The organism is Isoalcanivorax pacificus W11-5 (assembly GCF_000299335.2).
GTDB lineage: Bacteria > Pseudomonadota > Gammaproteobacteria > Pseudomonadales > Alcanivoracaceae > Isoalcanivorax > Isoalcanivorax pacificus.
The window spans coordinates 2,554,628-2,576,099 of record NZ_CP004387.1 but is presented as its reverse complement, the minus strand read 5'-3'; the positions used below and the strand labels follow the sequence as shown (position 1 = coordinate 2,576,099).

The window sequence follows — 21,472 nt, the reverse complement described above, 5'->3', positions numbered from 1 at the left end:
GCCATGGATTTCAAGCTCTCTGAAAACACGACAATAATCGCCGATACGGCGCGTCGTTACCTGAAAGACAACTACTCGTTCGATGTCTATCGGTCGCAGCTACAGGAAGCGGATCATCTGCATGCTGCGCGCTGGCAAGCGATGCTGGAGCTTGGCTGGTTCGGATTGCCATTTCCGGAATCCTGCGGCGGTTATGGCGGCAACTTGGTGGATGTTGCGGCCATCGTACGCGAAGCCGGAGCGGCTCTGTGTCTCGATCCTTTCGTAGATCTCGTCGTGTCACCCGGCAAACTGCTCGAATACATCAATACACCCGAGTCGCTTGCGATACTGGAGGACGTCATTGCCGGGCAGGCTCGTGTGGCCTGCGGGCTTTATGACCGGCACGCCGGTTATCAGGTGACCAGACCTTCGTTGCGGCTGAACGGCGATCGCCTGTCCGGACAGAAGCATGTGGTGCCGGATGGCGGCTGCGCAGAGACGGTGCTGGTGTCGGCCATGAATGGTGATGAGTTGCTGATTCTGGCGCTGCCGGTTGAGCAATGCCAGATAGAGCGTTACCGCCTGCTTGACGGCGGTCGGGCAGCCAGTCTGACTCTGGATGATCTGGAGGTCAGCGATGCCATGATCCTCTGTCGTGGTGAGGTGGCAAGGCAAGCTGTCAGCGGCTGGTTCGACTATCTGTGTGCGCTGGATTGCGCGCGCATGTACGGTGCCGCCAGTCAGGTTTTCCAGCACACGCTGGAGTACGCCCGCACACGCAAGCAGTTCGGCAAAGCCATCGGCAGTTTTCAGGTAATCCAGCATTACCTTGTCGATATGTTTATCGATCTTCAGCAGCTTGAGTCAATGCTGCTGATGGTACTGGTGAAAGCAGAAAGTGAAACGGTGTCCGAGCGTGCGCGCGCCACGTCCGCAGCAAAAGCCTATTACGCCAGCCAGGCGGTGCGGATTGCCCAGCAGGGCATCCAGATTCACGGTGGTGTTGGTGTCACCGAAGAGCTGAATATCGGTCATTACTTTCGCCTGATCACCCATTGTTCATTGAGCCACGGCAGCCGCGACTATCACGTCAGTCGTTTTATCGAAGCGGAGGCAGCTGTTGATGAGCAAGTATGATTTCATCATTGTCGGTGCCGGTTCTGCGGGCTGTGTGCTCGCTAATCGGCTCAGCGAGGGTGGCCGCTATCGTGTCTGCCTGATCGAGGCAGGCCCCCATGACAACAGTGGTTTCGTTAACGTGCCTTTCGGAGTAATCGGCCTGATCAAGGAAGGCAAGCGCAACTGGGGTTACTATACCTCGGAGCAGAAGCATCTCGGCAACAGAAAGCTCTACTGGCCGCGTGGCAAGACTCTGGGGGGCAGCAGCTCGATCAATGCCATGGTCTACATCCGTGGCCAGCATCAGGATTATGACGACTGGGCTGCCGAAGGGGCATCTGGCTGGGACTGGGAAAGCGTTCGACCGATCTTCAATGCGCACGAGAACAATGAGCATTATCCTGCGGATAGTTGGCATGGCGTTGGTGGCCCGTTGAATGTTACCCGGGTCCGCGATATCAACCCGCTCACGCCGTTGTTTGTCAAGGCGGGCGAAGAGCTTGGCTATCCCCGCAACGACGATTTCAACGGTCCCGAGCAGGCCGGTTTCGGGCTTTTCCAGGTGACGCAGAAGGACGGTCGGCGCTGGAGTGCTGCGCGGGCCTTTCTGGACCCGGCAAGAGCGCGCGAAAACCTGCATATTCTGACCGACACACTGGTTACCCGAGTGCTGATTGATAGCGGCAGGGCAACCGGAGTTGAGGTTTGTGACAGCGCCGGGAAGATTTCAACCATCGAAGCAAGTGCCGAAGTGATACTGGCCGGCGGAGCAATCAATTCGCCACAACTTCTGATGCTGTCCGGGGTGGGTGATCGAGAGCATCTGGCCGAGGTCGGCATTGCCTGCCAGCACCACGCTCCGGAAGTGGGTGGCAATCTTCAGGATCATCTGGACATGACGATCATGGTCAAGGATCGGAGTCGGCAGGCCATCGGCATGTCGCCGTTTTTCGTGCCACGGCTGATCCGGGCGTTCTACGACTATTTCCGTCACCGTCGCGGCTTTCTCGCCAGTAATGCTGCTGAAGCGGGAGCTTTTGTCAGCGTGCTCAGTGAGCCGTCGCGACCGGATGTGCAGCTGCATTTTCTGCCGGCATTTTTGCGTGATCATGGTCGCGAGCTGACGCCGGGATTTGGTTGCACCATTCATGTTTGTCAGTTGCGCCCGAAGAGTCGAGGTCGCATTCGCCTGGCCAGTAAGGATCCGTTGGCCGCGCCCCTGATTGATCCTAACTATCTCTCTCATCCGGATGACATGGCAGTGTTGCGCGAAGGGGTCAAGCTGGCTAGAAAAGTGTTCCACAGCGAGGCATTTTCTCCGGCCTTTGGTGGCGATGATCAGCCTGACGTGAGCATCGTCAGCGACGCGGATATTGAGAAGGATATTCGCGCCCGAGCTGAAACTATTTATCATCCAGTGGGAACTTGCCGCATGGGCAATGACAATCAAGCGGTAGTGGATACGCGTCTGCGTGTCAATGGTGTACGTGGTTTGCGGGTTGCGGACGCATCGATCATGCCTCTTATTATCAGTGGTAATACCAACGCATCCTGCATGATGATCGGAGAGCAGGCGGCACGTTTTATCCTCGAGGAGCAGGGGCGGGCATGATAGCTGACATTATCACGTGCCAACTTCCAGGAATTTCTCCATTGATGGTGGTCTCACAGAATATCTTCCTCTCCATAAGCAAGACTCATGCCGTTGCGGACAGGATGGCGGGATCAGACTCGGAACAATAGAATACGCAGTCGGTGACCGCCATTTTCGCATTGACGGTCACCGAAACGCCGATGGTTAGGCTACGTTGTTGCGGTACTCATGGTATAGATCACCACCCTCCGCGAATAGCTTATCACGCCAACGGCTTTCAAGTGCCTTGGTATCGTGATTATCAGGGTGGAAACATGCGCCCATAAATTCTGGAAGGCGCGGCAAAATGCGGGAAACAAAGCCGCCGCGGCCGAACAGGATACTGAGGCCCTTGATGTTGTCAGGCACGTTGCCCAGTTGGCGGTCCTGGGCCAGCATCCAGCTCCAGGTGATGCCGAGCATCGGTAACAGCACCAGCATGGAGGCCAACGCGGCAGCCACGCGCTCGGTACGGGTATTGCCGACAAGCTCGTAAACGTCATAGGCGACAGCCTTGTGCTCCAGCTCTTCCAGCGCATGCCATTGCCAGATCTTGATCATTTCCGGATCCGCCTGCTGACGAAACTGTTTGTCTTCGAGTAACTGCTCGGCCAGAAGCGCGGTAAAGTGCTCCATGAAGGTGGTGGCTGCCAGACGCGTACTTGCAGGCAGTTTTTCGAGAATGGCAAGGCCGATTCTGACAAATCTGTCTGGCGCCTTCATGTCAAAACCCCGTTCCGCGAGCAGCTCATTCAGGCGGTCATGCTCACGTCCGTGAATCGCCTCCTGACCCATGAACCCGGATATCGCTGCGCGCAGGTTGTCGTCTGTGACGCGGTCTCGGAACTGTCGAACAGACTCCATGAAGTAGCGCTCGCCGGGCGGAAAGAAGCCGGACAGCATGGCAAAGAAGGTGGTGGCGGTAGCGTTACCACCGTAAAAATACTTCGGCATCGATTCCGGAAAGCGGAAATCGATATGGCGTGGTGGAATGCCGACCATGGCGCCAGTCAGCTTTCTGATCGCGGTCACAGTGCTGGATTTTTTCATAAGACCTCCGGTTGTCGGATGATGAAGTTCAGGCGATGCCCTGCGATGTCTTTTTCTTGCCCTGATTCATTCTGAACAGTGCCTCCAACAGGCGTTGATAGCCAGTCGGCATCAGGCGCTGGGCAGTGTCGAGCATTACCGCATCCGCACCCACCAGCACCCGGCGCTGATTCTTGCGCACGCCGGCGAGAATGGTTCTGGCGGCAGATTCCGGTGTGGTCATGGCGATTTTCTCAAACATTGCGGCGATATCTTCTTTGTCGCCCATGCCGAAGTCCCCCATGTCACCCATGCGGCTGTTGCGGGCGATATTGGTTTTGACGCCGCCCGGATGCACCGAGGTGGCGCTGACGCCGCATTGCTCAATGTCCAGCTCCTCGCGCAGCGACTCGGTAAAGCCGCGCACGGCAAACTTGGCCGCGTTGTACGCCGACTGGGTCGGCACGCCGATGATGCCGAAGACGCTGGAAATATTGATGATATGGCCGTCGCGGGAGCGTTTCAGGTGCGGCAGGAATGCCTTGGTGCCGTACACCACGCCCCAGAAGTTGATATTCATGAGCCATTCAAAATTGTCGTAACTCATGTTTTCGACAGTTTCGCCGAGACCGACACCGGCATTGTTCATGATGATATTGACCTTGCCATGCTCGGACACCGTGTCGTCCGCATAGCGATAGACAGCATCACGATCACTCACGTCGACCAGATGGGTGCTGATTCTGACCGGATAGCCGGCCAATCTCTCGACGGTCCCTTCCAGACTTTGCTCACTGATGTCGGAAAGGGCCAGATGACAGCCTTCCCTTGCCAGAGCAATAGCAGTGGCCTGACCGATTCCCGAACCGGCGCCAGTAATGGCGGCGACTTTGCCGGAGAAAGTTTTCATAGTGCGGTTCCTCTTCGTGTTTTTTCAGCGCAGCTCAGCTGCCAAGAAGTTGCTGCACCAGCCCGCGTTTGGATGCATGCAGGTTGACCCCTTCAAAATGCAGCTTGCCATCGTCAAGGTTGCCGTAGCGCAGTGCTGGCAGGTCGCGCAGGTAGTCGTTCAGGTTCTGCCATGGCAGCTTGCTGCCCTGGCGCGGCAGGCGGTCATTGGCACGCTGGATGTAACCCGAGCGCAGGTTCAGGAAGTTCAGGTCGGTCCCGCAGTGCTCATCGTCCACCGGCGTCACCTTGTCAGCACCGATGCTCTTCATATACTTGAGCAGGCGACAGACAAACTCGCAGGCAATATCGGCCTTGAGTGTCCAGGACGAATTGGTATAGCCGAAAACCAGCGCCATATTCGGCACGTTTTCAAGCATCAGCCCCTTGTACAGCATGGTGTCGGGGATGCTGATATCCTTGCCGTCGACACGCAGCGCGGCACCTCCGAACATCTGCAGGTCGAGTCCGGTGGCGGTGATAATGACGTCGGCGGGTAGCAGCTCGCCGGATTTCAGCTTGATGCCGGTTTTGGTTACCGTGTCGATCTGGTCGGTGACCACCGAGGCTTTGCCTTCGCGCAGCACCTTGAACAGATCGCCCTTTGGCACCGCACACATGCGCTCTTCCCACGGATTGTAGTGCGGCTCGAAATGCGTCATGTCGAAATCCGGCCCAAGCTGCTTGCGCGCGGCGGCCAGCAGCAGTCGGCGAATCGCTTTTGGTTTGCTGATAGACAATTTGAAAACGGTCCGCTGAAGCAGGATGTTGCGGGCTCGGGCCATCCGGTATACTGCCATCTCCGGCAGGAATCGGCGCAGATTGTGTGAAATCAGATCCTGTTCCGGCACAGTTGCTACATAAGTCGGTGACCGCTGCAGCATGGTGACATGGGCTGCCTTGTCGGCCATCGCTGGTACCAGCGTCACGGCGGTGGCGCCACTGCCGATCACCACAACACGCTTACCACTATAGTCGTAATTTTCCGGCCAGTGTTGCGGATGAATCACCTCGCCGCCAAAGCGGCCGATACCCGGTATTTTCGGGGTGTAGCCGGCGTCATAGTTGTAATAGCCGGTGCAGTTGAACAGGAATCCGGCGGTAAAGGTTTCCTCGTCGCCGCTTTCCTCGTTTAGCGCGGTTATGGTCCAGCGTTTCTTGCTGCTGTCCCATTCTTCCGAGATGACCTTGAGGCCGAACCGGATGTGCTTTTTGACCCGGTACTGGTTGGCTGTATCTTCAATGTAGTTACGAATTGACGGGCCGTCGGCCAACATTTTTGTATCGGTCCAAGGGCGAAAATTGTAGCCGAGGGTAAACATATCTGAGTCCGAGCGGATGCCTGGATAGCGAAACAGATCCCAGGTGCCGCCCATGCGTTTGCGACGTTCAACAATGCCGTAGTGCAGATCCGGGCACTTGCGGCTCAGGTGACAGGCCGCGCCGATGCCGGACAGGCCGGCGCCAATGATGAGCACATCAAGGTGAGGATGTTTCATAGGGTGACTCCCTGCTTGCTGGGGGAAGATAAAGGGGCCGCATTATTGCTTTCCAGGTCGTAAAGAAAGCGCTGGACTGCAGAGGTAAAAATGCTGTTGCGATCGCCGGCCACCATGTGTCCGGCCTGCTCAAGTACGAGGTAGTGCGCTTGCGGCATCAACGCCATCAGCTCCCGGGCACCCTGGTCGCTGAGAACATCGCTGTGATAACCGCGAATAAGCAGTACCGGCAGGCTCAGGCGGCGCGCCGCCCGGTTCAGCCGGGCCTGACCGAACATGCCTTCATCGCCCTCGGGAATGACAGCGTGATCGAGAAACGCCGGGTCCCAGTGCCAGTGCAGACGGCCACTGCTGTCCTCGCGCAGATTCTTGCGCAGGCCTTGTGCATCCTGTGGTGCCTTGCGTGCGGGGTTATAGGCGGCGACCGCGTCCCGCACCTGCTCCAGCGAATCGAAGCCGTCCCGGTGGCGCCGCATGAACTCGATGATCCGCCGCACCCCGTCACGTTCCAGCCGCGGTGCCACATCCACTAGCACCAGCCCGCGACAGGCCAGTTCAGGGTGTTCTCCCAGCGTCAGCATTGCGGTCAGCCCCCCCATGGAAGCGCCGACAATATAAGGGGTGCAGGGCAGTGACTCGAGTATGGCGCGAAGGTCGCTGATCAGGGCGCGGGCGCTGTAGTCGCCCTGTGGGCACCAGTCGCTATTGCCGTGGCCGCGGGCGTCCAGAGCAATAGCACAGTAGCCGGCTGCGGCCAGCGCTCGGCCGGTATCGGCCCAGGCGTGGCGGGTCTGGCCGCCGCCATGCAGTAGCAGCACCACAGGGGCATCCTGATCACCGAAGCGGGTGGCGCGCAGTACCAGATTGTTGTCACCAACAAACAGCGTGGAGGTACCGTCGTGAGCGGCACTGGCACTGGCACCGGTACTGGCGGCGCGGGCCGAGATCCGATCTTGGTCAGGCATATATGAATCTCTTATTTGTTTGGTTGAGCAGCCAAATGGTATCTGATCACTACCCGGATGAAAAGCCGGGACAACACGAACGGCAGAGGAGAGTCCTGCCACCAGGGGCGCTCGGCTATTCTAAGACCGGGAGTTTCTGGTTGTGCGGGAGGGCGGGTGCGTTCGCTATAGCCGGCCGGCCACCAATCCTGGCCGACAGGTACGCCCGAAGCGCTGCCGCTTGTTCTCGTCAGGCATTCAGCAAAAAAAGCAGGGCCGTCGCCGCGTGACTGGCGTTAGAAACGGGTGGGTCTGCCCGGCGGCGACCCGGAAACGGCGGGGCCGGGGTGTACGCCGCCGGATCTGATGATCCGGCGGACTTTTCGGTTGTTCCTGCACGGCCCTGAAAGCCCGGGCCGCGTCAGCCTTTACTGTGGACGGGTTTACTCCCCCCTATTTTCGTCGCGGACAAAGTCCTCCTTGTGCCGAACACCACAATTGGGGCAGGTGAAGTCCTCCGGCAAGTCGGCGAAGGCCATGGGTGGGTAGCCCTCGCGCGGATCGCCCAAGGCCTCGTCAAACGTATGGCCGCAGCCACTGCAACGGTAAATCGCCATGTCACACCGCCTGCTTACCATAGTGGGCTAGGATAGCGTCCCGTTTGGCCGGGTCGATATTGACCTTGCTCAGGTCTCCCTGAATATGTGGCAGTGCCAGCAACCGCTTGTCCATCACCCGATACCATAGCCACGGGATGTAGGCGACCAGGAACATGCCGAAGTAACCGTTGGGTAGCTCCGGAATGTTGTCAAAGTTGCGAAGACTTTGATATCGGCGTGTTGGGTTAGCGTGGTGGTCCGAATGACGCTCAAGGTGAAACAGCAGGATGTTGCTGAAAATGTAGTTGGCATTCCAGCTGTGGTGAGGCTGACAGTGCTCGTAGCGGCCATTTTCCTTACGCTCGCGCAACAACCCGTAATGCTCGATGTAGTTGGCGCTGGTCAACTGGAACCAGGCCCAGAAGTTGTGAATCAGAAGAAACGGCACCATGACCCAGCCGAAGGTGGCAATCAGTCCTACCTGTATGACTGCGCTGAGCGCGTAGGACTGTAGGATTTCGTTTTCGAGGCTCCAGACTGATTTCCCCTTGCGCTGTAGCCGTTGCTGCTCTTCTTCCCAGCCGCGACGGAAGGCGCCGGGAATTTCCCTAAGCATGAACTTGTAGATGGATTCCCCCATCCGTGAAGAGGCCGGATCCTCCCCGGTGGCAACATCACGATGGTGGCCGCGATTGTGTTCCACGCAGAAGTGGCCGTAGGTGCTGACCGCCAACGCGAGCCGGGCCAGTCGGCGCTCCAGCAGCGGTTTCTTGTGGCCAAGCTCATGCGCCGTGTTGATGCCAAGGCCGCTGTAAATGCCAGCGGTCAGGGCGACGGCTACCATAGCCCAGAGGGACAGCTCCGTGGTGCCGACAAACCAGGCCATCGCAAACAGCACGATAAAATGCATCGGCACGGTCAGCCAGGTGAGAATGCGGTAATATCGGTCTTCTTCCAGCTGCGGCACCAGTTCTTCGGGCGGGTTGTTTTCGTCAGAGCCGAACAGATTGTCGAGCGCAGGGACCACGCCGTACAAAAAGACCAAGGGCGCAAGCAGGGCCCACTCGCTAGTCAGCCAGAAATAGCCTGCCACACCGGATACCGCCAGAAGAGGCAGCAGGATGGATGCCATCCACAGATAGCGTTTTTGATCGGTGTACTGGATCAGCCCCTTTTCGGGGTGGTTGATCTGATAGGTTGTGCTCATTGTCAGCACCTCATTCAGCGGGTTGTTGTTTTTGATCGGCCACCGAGCAATGTGGTGTACGATCATGTTTTCCTGACTCTACGGAGCTGGCTCGCACGGGGACATTTCACTTAATGACATCTTTATAGTCATTTAATGACATGAGGCGTTATGGCCCGATCAGAAAGGAGTGAAACGATGGCTGGTGTTTCGGCTGCCTATGTCCGTCTCATTCTTCAGGGAGAGATTTCGGCGGACCGCCTGCTGGCCGGCACGGGCCTAACGGCAGCTACCCTTCGAGATGTGGAGTTTGTCCCTTGGCAAACGCTTGCCCGGGTATTTGAACGGCTGGATCAGCATCAGGGCGAGCGCGAGCCCGAATGGCCGATTCGGCTGGGTGAGCGTCTCAACATTACTAGTCATGGTGCGGTGGGCTTTGCCGCCCTGACCGCCGCCACGGTCGGTGAGGCACTGGAAACGCTGGTAAGCTGTTATCGTGCGCGTATTACCGCCGTCGAGCTGCTGCTGCATGAGGAGCAGGGCAAGTATGTCCTGTCCCTGAAAGACCTGACTGGCGACAGGGTGTTTTTCTGTCGGGTGGCGCTGATCATCATGAAAGTGGTTGAAGCGCTGCTCGAGGCGCTGCTCGGCCAGCTTCCCGCCAGGGCCGTGCAGCTGACCCTGCCGAATTGGGTGGCGGATGTCGGTTCTGTTGCCCGGCTTTACCGGGCGGATACGCAACCTGGCAGCCGCTTTGCTGTTGCCCTTCCCGTTGCCTGGCGCCACCTGCCCTCGCCCCTGAGTGAGCCGACCGCACACCGGGAAAACATCCTCGAAAGCCGCCGGATCATCGGTCAGCGCGGTGGCTTCTCCACCACATCCGGGATGGTGGAGTTTCTTGTGCGTAATGCCCTGGAAAGCGGTTCTGCCGAAACTGTGAAGGCGGGCGTGCCGCCAACACTTGAGGCAGTGGCAGGGCGGATGAATGTCACTTCCCGCACTCTTATCCGTCGTCTGAGGGCAGAGGGAGCAAGCTACCAAGGTATCGTCGAGTCGTTGCGTCAAGAATACGCCCGGCGGCTGCTCACTGATGCAAGGTTGACTGTGGCGGATGTGTCTCTGCGTCTGGGCTACACCGAGCCGGCCAATTTCGGCCGGGCTTTCCGGCGCTGGTATGGGGTTTCGCCAGCGGCCTGGCGGAAGCAGGCTCCTGGGGCGGCTGGCGGGAATCCGGGGAGTTGATGAAACAGTGCCGAAATATTTGTCTGCGCGGTGATTTCCGTGCGGATTTTGTCTGGTATGCGAATGAGCGTCAGCCCGATCGAAGCAGTATTCGACGACCAACGTAAGCTCGCAGGTATTCTGCAAATATCACGCAGCGTCAGTCATGGCCTCTACCCGGTTACGACCGGCTTGCTTCGCCCTGTAAAGGGCTTTGTCAGCGGCCTTGAGCAGATCGTTGAGGTTGTTGATCCCGGATGCCGGGTAGACGGCGACGCCGAGACTTGCCGTGACGGGGATCGGGTAATCGTTTGCCCGGATATCGGTGAGGGCAATTTTCCCGCGAATACGCTCGGCGATGGCCAGCGCCGTGTCCAGCGTGACCCCCGGCAGAAGGATAACGAATTCTTCGCCGCCAAAGCGGCCTACCTCGTCATAGCGGCGCGCGCAATTCATCAGGATATCGCCCACCGTCACCAGTACCTCGTCCCCGGCATGATGCCCCCAGGTGTCATTGATCTCCTTGAAATGATCGAGGTCGAGCATGATGCAACCGAAGCCTGATGTCGCCCCGGTCGGCATGCGCTGGGCTCTTGCGAGCTCCTTCTCGCCGCGCTCCAGAAGGGCGCGACGGTTGGTCAGCCGGGTGAGCCCGTCGATGATAGACATTTCCCGATAGAGGCTTTCGCGCTCCACCCAGCGGCGCACCGCAGCGACGCAGACCCCGAGCAGCATGAGCAGTACCGAGCCGGTAATGATCTGTATGGCCAGCCAGCCGGACACCGGTTGGCCGTCGATCAGCATCGGTGATCGCTGGAACAGCGGGGCATGGGGCCAGAGGTGGTAAATATCGCCGGCGACGGTGAAAACGACAGTCAGGGTGAAGCCTGCGATATAGGCAAGCCGCACCTTGCCAACGTCGGCCAGTGCGGAGGCGATATTGATCCCCAGAAACAGCGTCAGCAAACCGTTGCTTAGATGGGTGCCGGTCAGGAAGCCGGTCGTCATAACGCTTGCCATAAACAGGATAATCAATGCGTTTTCGAGTGCCGGATAATCGGAGTGAAAGGCGCGCCGGTAACGGGCCTGCAGCAGATAAACGCTGAGTACCACAAACTGGGTTGCATAAAGCGTGAGTAGGCCATAGCCGACTCCCCGGTTGATATATTCCGGGGCGAAGGCAAGCGCGAAGGCGAGGGCGCCGCCGAATAGTATCGGTGCCAGCATGACCAGAGCGGCCAGTAGGATCAGCCGTTCTATCGGCCTCCAGTCGAGCGGATTGCTGAACCAGCTGAACTCGTCCTGGAAATTCCTCTGGTACATGGGCCTGTTTTTGTGGTCTGGCATTGGCATCAGGGTTCCTTTCCACGGTCGTTTATTCAATCCGCCTGTTTCTTGCTGCTCAATAGCGTATGGCATGGGACAGGATGGCGTAGCCGGGTTGCAGTGAGCAAAAAGAGCCCCCCGGAGGGGGCTTGAACGGGCTGGTTAGGAAAACGGGCCGGGATGAGCCGGTGCATACTAGAAATCTTTCACCGGCAGGAAGGTGAAGGTCAGGTCCACGGCAAGGGGCGGTACTTCCAGTACTACACCGGCAAGACCAATGCCCAGCAAGTCTATATTTGCGGGTATGACCAATGGGTCAGGATTTCTTACCTTGAGAACCAGTCGGCCATCGTCAACGAAGCGCAACGGGCCCTCGAGCGTAACATTTTCGACGCGCTTGCTGCGGATATCATGACCAAGCTCGATCAGAAGTCGGGGTTCCAGCTCCGGCGCGTCGATCAACAGGTCAAAGGTCGTGCTGAACCAGGGTCCGTCCGCTGTATCGGTGATAAAGCCCTGGATTGGCTGGTTATCCTTATAGTCTAGCCGCAGTACGAGAGGCCCCGTATTCAGCGGGATGGTGATCAGGCTTAAGGCGCGTGCCTCAAGAAAAACGCCGGTTGTAGTCAGGGTGTTGGGGAACACGTCGGCCATGATGGCGCCTGTAGTCCAGTCGTCCGTGTCGGGGTTGCCGTCGAGTAGGCGTCGGTTGACCTCCGCCTCTGCATCATAACGCCGGACTCCGGCCTGCAGGGCGCCGCTGGCGACGTAGACGAATCGTTTCTCTGGACAATCCTCGCCAATAGAGCAGCCCAGATTGGCACTCGTCACCACCCCTGAGGTACTGACAAGTCTCATTCCAAGAACATTGGGCGGTATGACAAGAGTACCGCCGACGTCCTGCACACCTTGTTCCGCACCATCCAGCACAAGATTGGCATTTACATCTGCCGCCGGCAGTGATCGCAACGAAACCACGGTGAAGCGACGATCTTCGCCACTGACGAGGAAATGGTTGACAAGGTTCGGCCCGCCTTGGCGGGGGCCGGGGGCAGTGCTGCTACTTTGTGATATCTGGCGGGTCTGGATGGGGGCGCCATCGAGTGCGCAAATCGCATTAACACCGCAGTTCACGGTATTGTTGGTTGAACGCAGGGTATAGCGATACAGGCTACCCACCTGCCAGGGTCGATCGGGGTGAAACTCGATCCTTTGGGGCAGGATGGTGAGGTGACCGGGAATGGCTTGCCAAGTGCCATCTTCGATGCGGCGCTCAACAAAGAAAGTGCTTTCGTTAACGCTTCCGGGATCAATGCTGCGGTTAAAAATTACCCGCAGACTCTGCTCCACGAAGAGCTCCGGGATCGGATAACGCGGGTCATCGCTTTGGCCGCCGTCACACCGGCCATTGCGCCAGTCCTCCTGCGGACCCGTGAGCACTGCGTCAACCAGGGCACAGGGATAGCCTGGGTAGACACTGGCAATCAGGGGGGATCGAAGGTTGGCCGGACTCCCGCCGGGAAGAACAAAATCAGCCAGGCGCAGATAAAGGGTCTGATCCTGATTGAGTGGATTGCCCTGAAGATCTCGCAGTAACGACGTCAGGGTTATCTCGATGTCGATGTTATGAACAATCTGGCTGCCATCGATAATAACGGTCGCGCCGTCATGCCGCATGGGGGCAAGATCGGGGGCAACCGGTGCGCCGTCAATGCTCACCTGAATGGCGCCATCAAGCAACACGGAAGCCGGGTCTAGCGGTTTGTTGAAGTTCAGAATAATCGGGTCCCCCGGCCGGGCGTTGGGTTGAAAATCATCACCCGGTACCCAGGACTGCAGCTGCAACGGGCGGGTATCCTCGACCGGTACCGGGGCATTGCGCTGATCGGCATAGGCCTCCATGCGGAAAGACAACAGCCCGGAAGCTCGTTCGAGACCGAGCACTTCCGGTTCCGCCACACCAACGGCATCCAGTACCAGTACACCATCCTCCACGATGGCCAGACCAGCAATCTGTATATGGAGCAGGTTCTGGCTGAGTGCGGCGTTGGTTTCAGTTCCCTCGGCCGTCATTGCCACATCCATATTCAATAGCGCATAACGTGGTGCATCGTCAGCACTGCTGAGCGGGTTGGGGATCAGATAACCGTTGGCATCGGTGAGCAGCGTGACCAACACACCGCCGGATTCGAGGCCGGAGTCAACTTCGCCAATAATGTTGATATCCACCGGCGAGCCGCGCAGCACTGACCCAGCGGGCACGCGTAGCGGCACGGCGTCCGGGAAGTCAGGGACAAAGGCGAGATCCGCAGCAAGATCGCCGACCAGATCCGTGCTGCTGTCATTGCCAATAATGAATGACCTTACCGGGACGGAATTCAACGGTTCCCCGGTAAGGCGTGACAGCATATCAGGCTGCTCCTCACCGAGTGTGCCGACTCTGAGAATGGCCGTTTCCCTCGGCATTGTCTGCATCGGCGTGAACCGGCGCTCTAACGAGGGAAACGTTTCATTTTCTCGACTGCGAACACCATCAATCACAAGCCGGTGCTCGACGCTACCAAGATCGTTCTTGGGGTCAAGCGCGAGATACCGCCCCTGCAAGTACAGGGAGGCCTCGACAAGCATGTCGTTGTTGTCAAGCAAGCTGACGGTTTCACCATAAGTTACGCTGGCAGGGTCAAGCGTTCGGTTGAACACCAGGCGCAAGGTATCCATGTCACCGGGATGCGCCGCATCCGGGTTGTCAACCAGTAACGAGGCCTGATCCAGTGGGGCCACCGATAGCATGGCAAACGGACCCGAGCCAACCAGGTCCCGGGAGCCGGACTGAAGCCCGGCAGTGTGGAACCGGAAGTCATCAAACGGTGCCGGATTGATCGACCCAAGACCGTCTCCGGTGAGCACCAATTGGTAGCTGCTGTTGGCGACCAGGGGGGCAGCGGCAGGGCGCAAAACCAGCCCGCGGCCTTCGCTGACAATTTTGTAATCTACCGTGACAACGCTGTCGTCCGGAAGGTGACGAAGCTGCACTCTGTTCTCGATATCCGCAGCAACGTCGTCGTCGAGGGCTTTTGAAAATCTAAGCACAACGGGAGTGCTGACGGGCACCTCGTCCTGGTCCGGAAAAGGAAACGCAAAAATCAGGCTGTCCGGAGGCTGCCATGGGTTGGTGATCTGGCCGGCATCGTCACCACAGCCGACGATAAGCGAGGCAAGTATTAACGTGGTCATAAGGTGGTGAACGGGAACGGGCATTCTGCTCATTGTTATTCTCCTCTACTTCGCACCCTGGATCAGGCATCAGAACTTCAGCGAAGCTGATGCGGAAAATACATGAATGTCGCCGTCGGCCTGAACCCGTTCATAAGGCTGCGGATCTGTGGGTGAATTGATCGAAAGCAGATCGAATTCGGCCTTGTCGAGCTGCTGATACTGATAGGCAACGCCAAACTCTAGGGGCTGCTTGACGACGGGAAAGTCATTGAAGCGATAACTGGCGCCGACGGCGAAAATCTTTCTGTCGGAATCAAGGAAATTCACATCCTGTGATTGCGTGGATTTAAGCGGTGAGTCCTCCACGGAAATACCAGTATGGAATTTCAATGCGTCGGACCACTGATAGCTGGCACCGAGGCGCACGATGGTGATGTCATCAAAGCGGGTATTGGCCTGATCGCGAACGGTGTCACCGGCGAATCTCTTCTCCAGCTGCGACCAGCGATGCAACTCAACAGATGCCGCAAATTCCAGTTGGTTAACGGGGTACAGCAAGCCGAACCCGAGAACCTCGGGTTGATAAGAATCGATGGTGTCGAGGACGAGATCCAAGCCAGGCTCGGGAATCACCCCTGGAATGACCACGTTGGCGTCCACAGACACGCCAAAATCACTTTCGTCACGCCAGAACAGGGCTGTTTCAAGCGCATCGAGGCCAAATGGCAGGCAGTCGCTGGACCCACACAGCATCTCCCCTGGCCGGAGCGTTACGCCGACGGTCGGGGACAAGGAAGGGGAGGCCTCCAGAGACAGCTTTTCGGTATCAGTATTGCCGGCGAGATCGCTGACGGCTTCAAGCCGGGCGTTGGCGCCAAGTGTCAACCGGAAGGATAGCCCTACATCGACACCGCGCAGGAGGTTGCCGACAGCGCCGCCGAACGCCAGATAAAGCGGCTGGGACTGATAACGCAGAAACTGCCCTTGCTCCGACGTATCGGCCTGAAAGGGCAGAATATTGCCGGAATATTCGTCGACGCCGACGTTCAGGCCAAAATAGACCGGCCCGATAGAATCCGAAGCGCCCGCGAGCCGCGTTTTCAAGCCGAAAAGCAGCAGCTCCGAACTCTGATCGTTCAGCACGTTATTATCACGTACGAGCGGTGCATCGCCGCCAAGGGATTTGGCGCGCAACTCCTGATCGCCATGCTGAAGCACTGCAATGATTTCACCCTCCGCGGAGCGCGCCATGGCGGCAGGATTGTAGTAAACCGCGAAGGCACCTGAGCCGAACGGGCTGAATGCCATGGCTGTTCCGACATTCAACGGACCAAGACCATAAGTGTTTGCGGTGTCTCCGGCGCCCGCCATCACTGGCGAGCTGCACATGGCTGCCATCAGGGCCATAACCCAAGAAGTGACGGGGGCCGCCAGAAGCTTCATTCCGCTTCTATTCGTACTCTTGTTGTTAAGACGTGAATCCTTCATCTAGGGCACCTCACGACGCATTTTTATTTGTATGACCAACCAAAATAACGATTGCAAGAAGTTCTGGCAATAAGAAGTAGGTATGAATATCGCGGCCTTATGTTACGGACTAAGGCCAATTGGCTTCATGCTAGCGACTTGATGTCAAACTCGATGTCAGCGAGTAACTGCGCGTCTACGGTAGCTCGTCGGGCAACCAGCTTCTTTCCCACCATAAACGCCAATGGCATGTTCACGGCATCGACCGCGACAACATGGCTGTTTCGAAGGTAGAAAACCGCAAACGTTTCGCTGTCCGGGCTCCCTCGGACCACGCTTTGATCATGACCTGCGGAAAGACCCACCATCTGCAAGCGAACACCAAACTGATTCGACCAGAACCAGGGCACACTGTCGTAGGGTTTATTTTCCCCCGTCAGCATCGCCGCCGCTGTGCGTGCCTGATCAACCGCATTGGAGACACATTCCAAGCGCTGCGTGTTGTCAAAAAAAAGATTGCGGTGACGTGTGCAGTCGCCGATTGCCAGAATGGAAGGATCGTTAGTCCGTACATACTGATCAACGAGAATGCCATCGTCGCAGGTGATACCGGCGGCTTCGGCCAGATCCGTTTCGGCGACAACGCCGATAGAAACAAGCACGACGTCGGCGGGCACACATTCACCGTTGGCAAGCAAGACGCCCTCAACATGGCCCTGATGCCCGATTTTGAAACCCTTTACCGCAGAGCCCAGACGCACATCTACGCCGGCGCGAGTATGCTTGTCATGCAGGAAAGCTGACACTTGTGGCCCGGTCACTCGCTGCATCAAACGCTCAGCGGCTTCCAGAACGGTAACCTTGACGCCGCGCTTGGTCGCGCTGGCGGCGACTTCCAGGCCGATATACCCGCCACCGACAATCACCAGTCGTTTTCCGGCGGCTAATGCATCGCGAAGGTGATCTGCATCAGCGATATCATGCAGGTAATGAATTCCGGTTGATTCAACCCCGGGGGCACTCAGTCGGCGAACCTTCGAACCAGTGGCCAGAACCAGTCGATCGTAGGTTAATGTGCTCTGATCCGATAACGAGACGCATCTGTTGGCGCGGTCTATGCTGTCCACACGCACACCGAGGCGTATCTGAAAGCCGGCACTTTCGTAGGCAGAGAGTGGCTTCATCAGCAGAGCTTTCTGGTCGGTCTCACCAGAGAGGTACGCTTTTGACAGCGGTGGGCGCTGATAGGGTGGATAGGGTTCCTCTCCAACCAGAACCACCGTGCCCTGATATTTTTGTTGTAGCAGGTTTGCCAGAAGCGCACCTGCAGCGTGTCCACCGCCAACAATAACCGTCGTATCCTGCTTTTGTTCTGTCATGGGCCTGTCTGCGCCTTGAGTAGGTTTGTCAGTCCTTCGCTGTCAGTTTGACCATCAATGTTGAATAGCCACGGACAAAGTTTGACTGCACCCGTTCAGGTTCGCCGACCACCTCGATATTGTCGAAGCGCTTGAGAAGTTCCTCCCAGAGTATGCGCAACTGCAATTCCGCCAGGCGATTGCCCATGCAACGATGGATGCCGTATCCGAATGCGATATGGTTACGCGCTTCCTTGCGATCGATAACAAGCCGGTCCGGGTTTTCGAACTTTCGTTCGTCGCGGTTTCCTGATGCGTACCACATTATGACACGGTCCCCTTTTCTGATGGTCTGGCCGCCAACTTCGACATCCTGGGTTGCTATACGTCGCATATGCGCCAAGGGGGTCTGCCAGCGAATTATCTCGGATACCATGTTGGGTATGAGATCCGGGTTCGCTTTCAACTTGGTGAACTCTTCGGGAAACTGATTCAACGCCAGCACACCGCCACTCATTGAGTTACGTGTGGTGTCGTTACCGCCAACAATCAACAGGGCGAGATTGCCGATGAACTCCATCGGCCGGTTGATCAGGTCCTTTGTGTCGTCGTTGCTCTGCATCAGGCTGATAAGGTCAAAGCCAGGTTCTTCGCCAGCGGCGCGGCGTGCTTCTTTGCTTCGCCAAAGTGTTGAAAAGGCCTGAGCCATGTCGGCTGCGTCATCAAACATGGCACCTTCGTCAGAAAACTCGCCGCCGGTTGCTTGCGCGGCGCCAGACAATCGGTCGGACCAGTCAACCAGCTTGTGGCGCTCCTCATAAGGGAAATCAAGCAGCGTGGCCAGCATGCGACCGGTCAGCTCTTTCGATACCACAGGCACCCAGTTGAAGGGGACGCCCAGCGGCAGGCTGTCAAGCACCTCTTCCGTGCGGCCGCGTATCAGGGTTTCCATTTCCTTGAGGTTCTTTGGCGCTACCACGCTTTGCACAGCCCGACGCTGAATGTCGTGCTTGGGTGGATCCATGGCGATAAACATCTCCACCGACAGGCCGTCTGGCGGGTCGCCCAGCACGATCTGCGGCTCGGAAGAAAACAGCTGATGATTCTTGTCAACAAAGAGTATGTCTTCGTAACGCATCACTGACCAGAACGGGCCAAAATAGCTGCTTTTCTGATAGTGCACCGGCGCTTCATCACGTAGACGCTTAGCATAGGTATCCCACTGATTCTGCCGATAAAGGAACGGGTTGCTGAGGTCGATATCCTCGAGTTTCAGGGTTGTCACATCGGCAACGGGCTTCTCGATAAAATTCGGTGCCGGTCGACTGGCACCAAAGATCTTCTTTTTGGCCGCCATGACATTCTTGAGGGCCCGAATCTGAAGATGCATTGGGATAATGCGAGAAGTTGCGTTGACGATTTTCGTCTGGGTCGTGGTCATATTCTGCTTGTTGGGCATGTCTGTCTCCTCGGTACGATGATCGTCGGATTACATCTGGAATTCTGGTAGCCGAACAGTCATGCCATCCATGTTTTCGGTGGCTTCAACCTGGCATCCCAGCCGCGATGTCTGGCTTCTTTCGGGCGTCATCGACAGCATCTGTTCTTCCGTTTCACTGATGGCACCGGTTTTGTCGAACCACTCGTCGGGAATGATCATATGGCACGTACCACATGCGCACTCACCACCACAATCCCCATCAATGCCTGGAATCGCATTGTCGACAGCAACCTGCATCAGGGTGATGCCAGCCTCGAAGTTCACCGCATGTTCCGTATTGTCGTGCTCGATAAAAATGATTTTTCCCACAGCTTATCTCCTCAAAGTACTAACTTGCGGGCAATGGCCCGGGTATTTCAGTTGCTTCAACATTTGGATCAACGCTTCGGAGCCGGCGAGCTGATTTGTGATCGAACTGATTTGCGATGGCTGCAGCAGGTCCATGCTCAGGCCGCGTTACGGGCATCCTTCATGGCCTGTTCAGCCAGTTTGTCGTTGTCGCGCAACAGGTCCTGTTCGGTCAGCTCGCTGGCGTTCTTGCCGCCCACATAGGCCATCAAGCCAGCCTTCTCGTAGTAGCTTTCCATGCGCGGCGACAGTAGGCCGATATATTGCAGGTTCGGCACCAATCGCTGGAACATGATGCTGCGGAACTTGGTCATGGCTGGTGACTCCGACATCAGCCGGTTCCAGGTGGCACGGGACAGCTTGTGAGCAAACCATTCGTCATAGATCTCATGGGCGAAGAAACGGTTGCGCATCAGCATGGCGACCTCGAAGGCCCAGTCCTCACGCTCACGCAGTTCTGTCCCGCTGAGGTTTTTGGTGAAATGTTCGCGCAGTGCCAGCACGCCATAGTGGACATGGCGCGCTTCATCCTGAATCACATAGCGCAGCAGGTTTTTCAGCAGCGGCTCGCCAGTCTGGTTGTACATGGTCGAGAAGGCTCCCAGTGCCAGACCCTCAACCATGATCTGCATGCCAAGAAACTTGATATCCCAGCGCGAATCGGTGAGCAGGTCGTCGATGATCACGAACAGGTTGTCGTTGACCTTGTACATGCGCTCCAGCTTGGTTTCCAGATAGCGCAGGAACACCTCCAGATGGCGGCCTTCATCCATCACCTGGGTGGCGCCGTACAGTTTGGCGTCGACCCATTTGACCGACTCGGTGCACTGGGCAGAGGCGTAAAGTGCACCCTGTTCGCCGTGCATGAACTGCGACAGCATCCAGGCCGAGAAGTGGTAGGTCAGCTCCTGCTTTTCCCTGGCGCTGAGCTTGATGCCTTCAGCTTCCAGATCATCAAAGGGAATAAAGGGCGTGCTGCCGAGAATCGGTACTTCCGGGTTCATCGGGTCGACCTGGGTGCTCCAGTCGAGCTGCCATTCGCCATCCCACTGATTGGCGACGGCGCGACGGTAGAGGTCGTACATTTCAGGAAAATCCGAGCCATAGTTGAGGTCGAAATGCACCGGGTGGCCGGACTTCATCAGCACACCATCCTCACTCTTGCCTTTTTTCTGCCATAAGCCACGGTAGGCCGACGGCAACATGCTGATGCCAACTTTCGGGTCCCGTATCTCGGCAACCAGGGAAATGTTTTCCAGTACCTGGGTGACCTTGTTCTGCATCTTCAGGGGCATGCCATTCAGCATGCGCTCCAGTCTGGGTCGGGCGATCTTGCTGTTATCCATGGTGAGGCTCCTCGGACGATTCGGATGGTGTTGCGTGCGCTGCCGCGTCGCTGGCAGTGGCATAACTTTCCAGCAGCGCGGCGATCTTGCGTTCATGGCGCAGGGAGACCAGCCGGTTGATAGCCGGTATCACGGTGTGCAGCAGGGCGTCGGTTTCCTTTTCACTCAGGTTGTGCAGGCGTTGCTGGAAAAAGGTCACTTCCTGCTGAAACAAAAGGTCCGCCGCCTGATTGATATAGGCCATGTCGCGTGGGCTGAAGCCGCGCGCGGGCGTCAGGCCGGCGTTGCGCAGCAGGGCCCACAGGCGCAGCGTTTCGGCCTCGTCCTGATCCGCTATTTCGTTATCGTCGGCCGACAGGAAATGGCCGGCGCGCAGCTCGGCCAACTCGGCATCGGAAAGTGCCAGTTCGTCGGCCAGTTGTTCGGTGCGCAGGCTGTTGTCGGCGTCGGCAGTCTGGTTGCCCAGTTTGTGCCGCCGCAGGCGCGCCAGCGTGGCGAGCTGATCCGGGGTAAAACTGAGCTGTGTCTGATCTGCCAGCAGACCCTTGATCGCTTTCAGTGACAGCAAGTGCTCATCGCGCAGTGAGCGGATCAGGGTCAGACGCTGGACATGCTCTTCACCATAAAGCGCGGTGTTACGCGCGGTTTTTTGCGGGCGCGGCAGCAATCCTTCGCGCAGATAGTAATGAATGGTCTCGCGGCTCACTCCGGAGCGACGCACCAGCTCGGCCATACGCAGGTTCATGGCGG

General features: G+C 57.5%; 17 protein-coding genes. 3 read left to right on the top strand and 14 right to left on the bottom strand.

Annotated features, from left to right (window positions below):
- Window positions 1-3: 3 nt before the first annotated feature.
- A complete protein-coding gene (locus S7S_RS11410; RefSeq protein ID WP_008737087.1) occupies window positions 4-1,119 on the top strand; it encodes an acyl-CoA dehydrogenase family protein in 1,116 nt (371 codons plus the stop codon).
- Window positions 1,106-2,713 (top strand): GMC family oxidoreductase, encoded by a 1,608-nt coding sequence (locus S7S_RS11405; protein ID WP_008737090.1) that lies wholly within the window; start codon window positions 1,106-1,108, stop codon window positions 2,711-2,713. Before S7S_RS11410 ends, S7S_RS11405 begins: the two co-directional genes overlap by 14 nt.
- Window positions 2,714-2,899: 186 nt before the next feature.
- Here S7S_RS11405 and S7S_RS11400 read toward each other — a convergent pair whose 3' ends face one another.
- From S7S_RS11400 to S7S_RS11375, 6 genes are all read right to left on the bottom strand, one after another.
- Complete coding sequence (locus tag S7S_RS11400; protein ID WP_008737093.1) at window positions 2,900-3,784, bottom strand: metal-dependent hydrolase; 885 nt, start codon at window positions 3,782-3,784, stop codon at window positions 2,900-2,902.
- 28 nt (window positions 3,785-3,812) lie between these two features.
- On the bottom strand, window positions 3,813-4,673 hold the full coding sequence (locus tag S7S_RS11395) for an SDR family NAD(P)-dependent oxidoreductase (RefSeq protein ID WP_008737095.1): 861 nt from the start codon (window positions 4,671-4,673) through the stop codon (window positions 3,813-3,815).
- A gap of 34 nt (window positions 4,674-4,707) precedes the next feature.
- Window positions 4,708-6,210, bottom strand: a complete 1,503-nt coding sequence (locus S7S_RS11390; protein ID WP_008737097.1) for a flavin-containing monooxygenase — start codon at window positions 6,208-6,210, stop codon at window positions 4,708-4,710.
- Window positions 6,207-7,175 carry an alpha/beta fold hydrolase gene (locus tag S7S_RS11385; protein WP_008737099.1) on the bottom strand — a complete coding sequence of 323 codons (969 nt, stop codon included), beginning with the start codon at window positions 7,173-7,175 and terminating at the stop codon, window positions 6,207-6,209. The genes S7S_RS11390 and S7S_RS11385 overlap by 4 nt, the downstream gene beginning before the upstream one ends.
- A gap of 422 nt (window positions 7,176-7,597) precedes the next feature.
- On the bottom strand, window positions 7,598-7,771 hold the full coding sequence (locus S7S_RS11380) for a rubredoxin (protein ID WP_008737100.1): 174 nt from the start codon (window positions 7,769-7,771) through the stop codon (window positions 7,598-7,600).
- A 1-nt stretch (window position 7,772) separates the two neighbouring features.
- Window positions 7,773-9,026 (bottom strand): alkane 1-monooxygenase, encoded by a 1,254-nt coding sequence (locus tag S7S_RS11375; RefSeq protein WP_008737102.1) that lies wholly within the window; start codon window positions 9,024-9,026, stop codon window positions 7,773-7,775.
- Between the two features lie 111 nt (window positions 9,027-9,137).
- On the opposite strand from S7S_RS11375, the gene S7S_RS11370 reads away from it, so the two are divergent.
- Window positions 9,138-10,181, top strand: a complete 1,044-nt coding sequence (locus S7S_RS11370; RefSeq protein WP_008737103.1) for an AraC family transcriptional regulator — start codon at window positions 9,138-9,140, stop codon at window positions 10,179-10,181.
- Window positions 10,182-10,310: 129 nt separating this feature from the next.
- Here the strand turns inward: S7S_RS11370 and S7S_RS11365 are convergent, their stop codons facing one another.
- The 8 genes from S7S_RS11365 to S7S_RS18880 form a co-directional block, all read right to left on the bottom strand.
- Window positions 10,311-11,507 (bottom strand): GGDEF domain-containing protein, encoded by a 1,197-nt coding sequence (locus S7S_RS11365; RefSeq protein ID WP_008737104.1) that lies wholly within the window; start codon window positions 11,505-11,507, stop codon window positions 10,311-10,313.
- Between the two features lie 174 nt (window positions 11,508-11,681).
- On the bottom strand, window positions 11,682-14,753 hold the full coding sequence (locus S7S_RS11360) for an Ig-like domain-containing domain (protein WP_008737105.1): 3,072 nt from the start codon (window positions 14,751-14,753) through the stop codon (window positions 11,682-11,684).
- Window positions 14,754-14,789: 36 nt separating this feature from the next.
- Complete coding sequence (locus S7S_RS11355) at window positions 14,790-16,190, bottom strand: OmpP1/FadL family transporter (RefSeq protein WP_238582892.1); 1,401 nt, start codon at window positions 16,188-16,190, stop codon at window positions 14,790-14,792.
- 125 nt (window positions 16,191-16,315) lie between these two features.
- Window positions 16,316-17,548, bottom strand: a complete 1,233-nt coding sequence (locus S7S_RS11350) for an NAD(P)/FAD-dependent oxidoreductase (RefSeq protein WP_008737107.1) — start codon at window positions 17,546-17,548, stop codon at window positions 16,316-16,318.
- A 28-nt stretch (window positions 17,549-17,576) separates the two neighbouring features.
- The gene (locus S7S_RS11345; RefSeq protein WP_008737108.1) at window positions 17,577-18,986 is read right to left on the bottom strand and encodes a cytochrome P450; all 1,410 of its coding nucleotides are present in this window, start codon (window positions 18,984-18,986) and stop codon (window positions 17,577-17,579) included.
- A 30-nt stretch (window positions 18,987-19,016) separates the two neighbouring features.
- Window positions 19,017-19,337 (bottom strand): 2Fe-2S iron-sulfur cluster-binding protein, encoded by a 321-nt coding sequence (locus tag S7S_RS11340; RefSeq protein ID WP_008737109.1) that lies wholly within the window; start codon window positions 19,335-19,337, stop codon window positions 19,017-19,019.
- Window positions 19,338-19,474: 137 nt separating this feature from the next.
- Window positions 19,475-20,722 (bottom strand): ferritin-like domain-containing protein, encoded by a 1,248-nt coding sequence (locus tag S7S_RS11335; protein ID WP_008737110.1) that lies wholly within the window; start codon window positions 20,720-20,722, stop codon window positions 19,475-19,477.
- Window positions 20,715-21,467, bottom strand: a complete 753-nt coding sequence (locus tag S7S_RS18880; RefSeq protein WP_144401651.1) for a MerR family transcriptional regulator — start codon at window positions 21,465-21,467, stop codon at window positions 20,715-20,717. The genes S7S_RS11335 and S7S_RS18880 overlap by 8 nt, the downstream gene beginning before the upstream one ends.
- Between the last annotated feature and the right edge of the window lie 5 nt (window positions 21,468-21,472).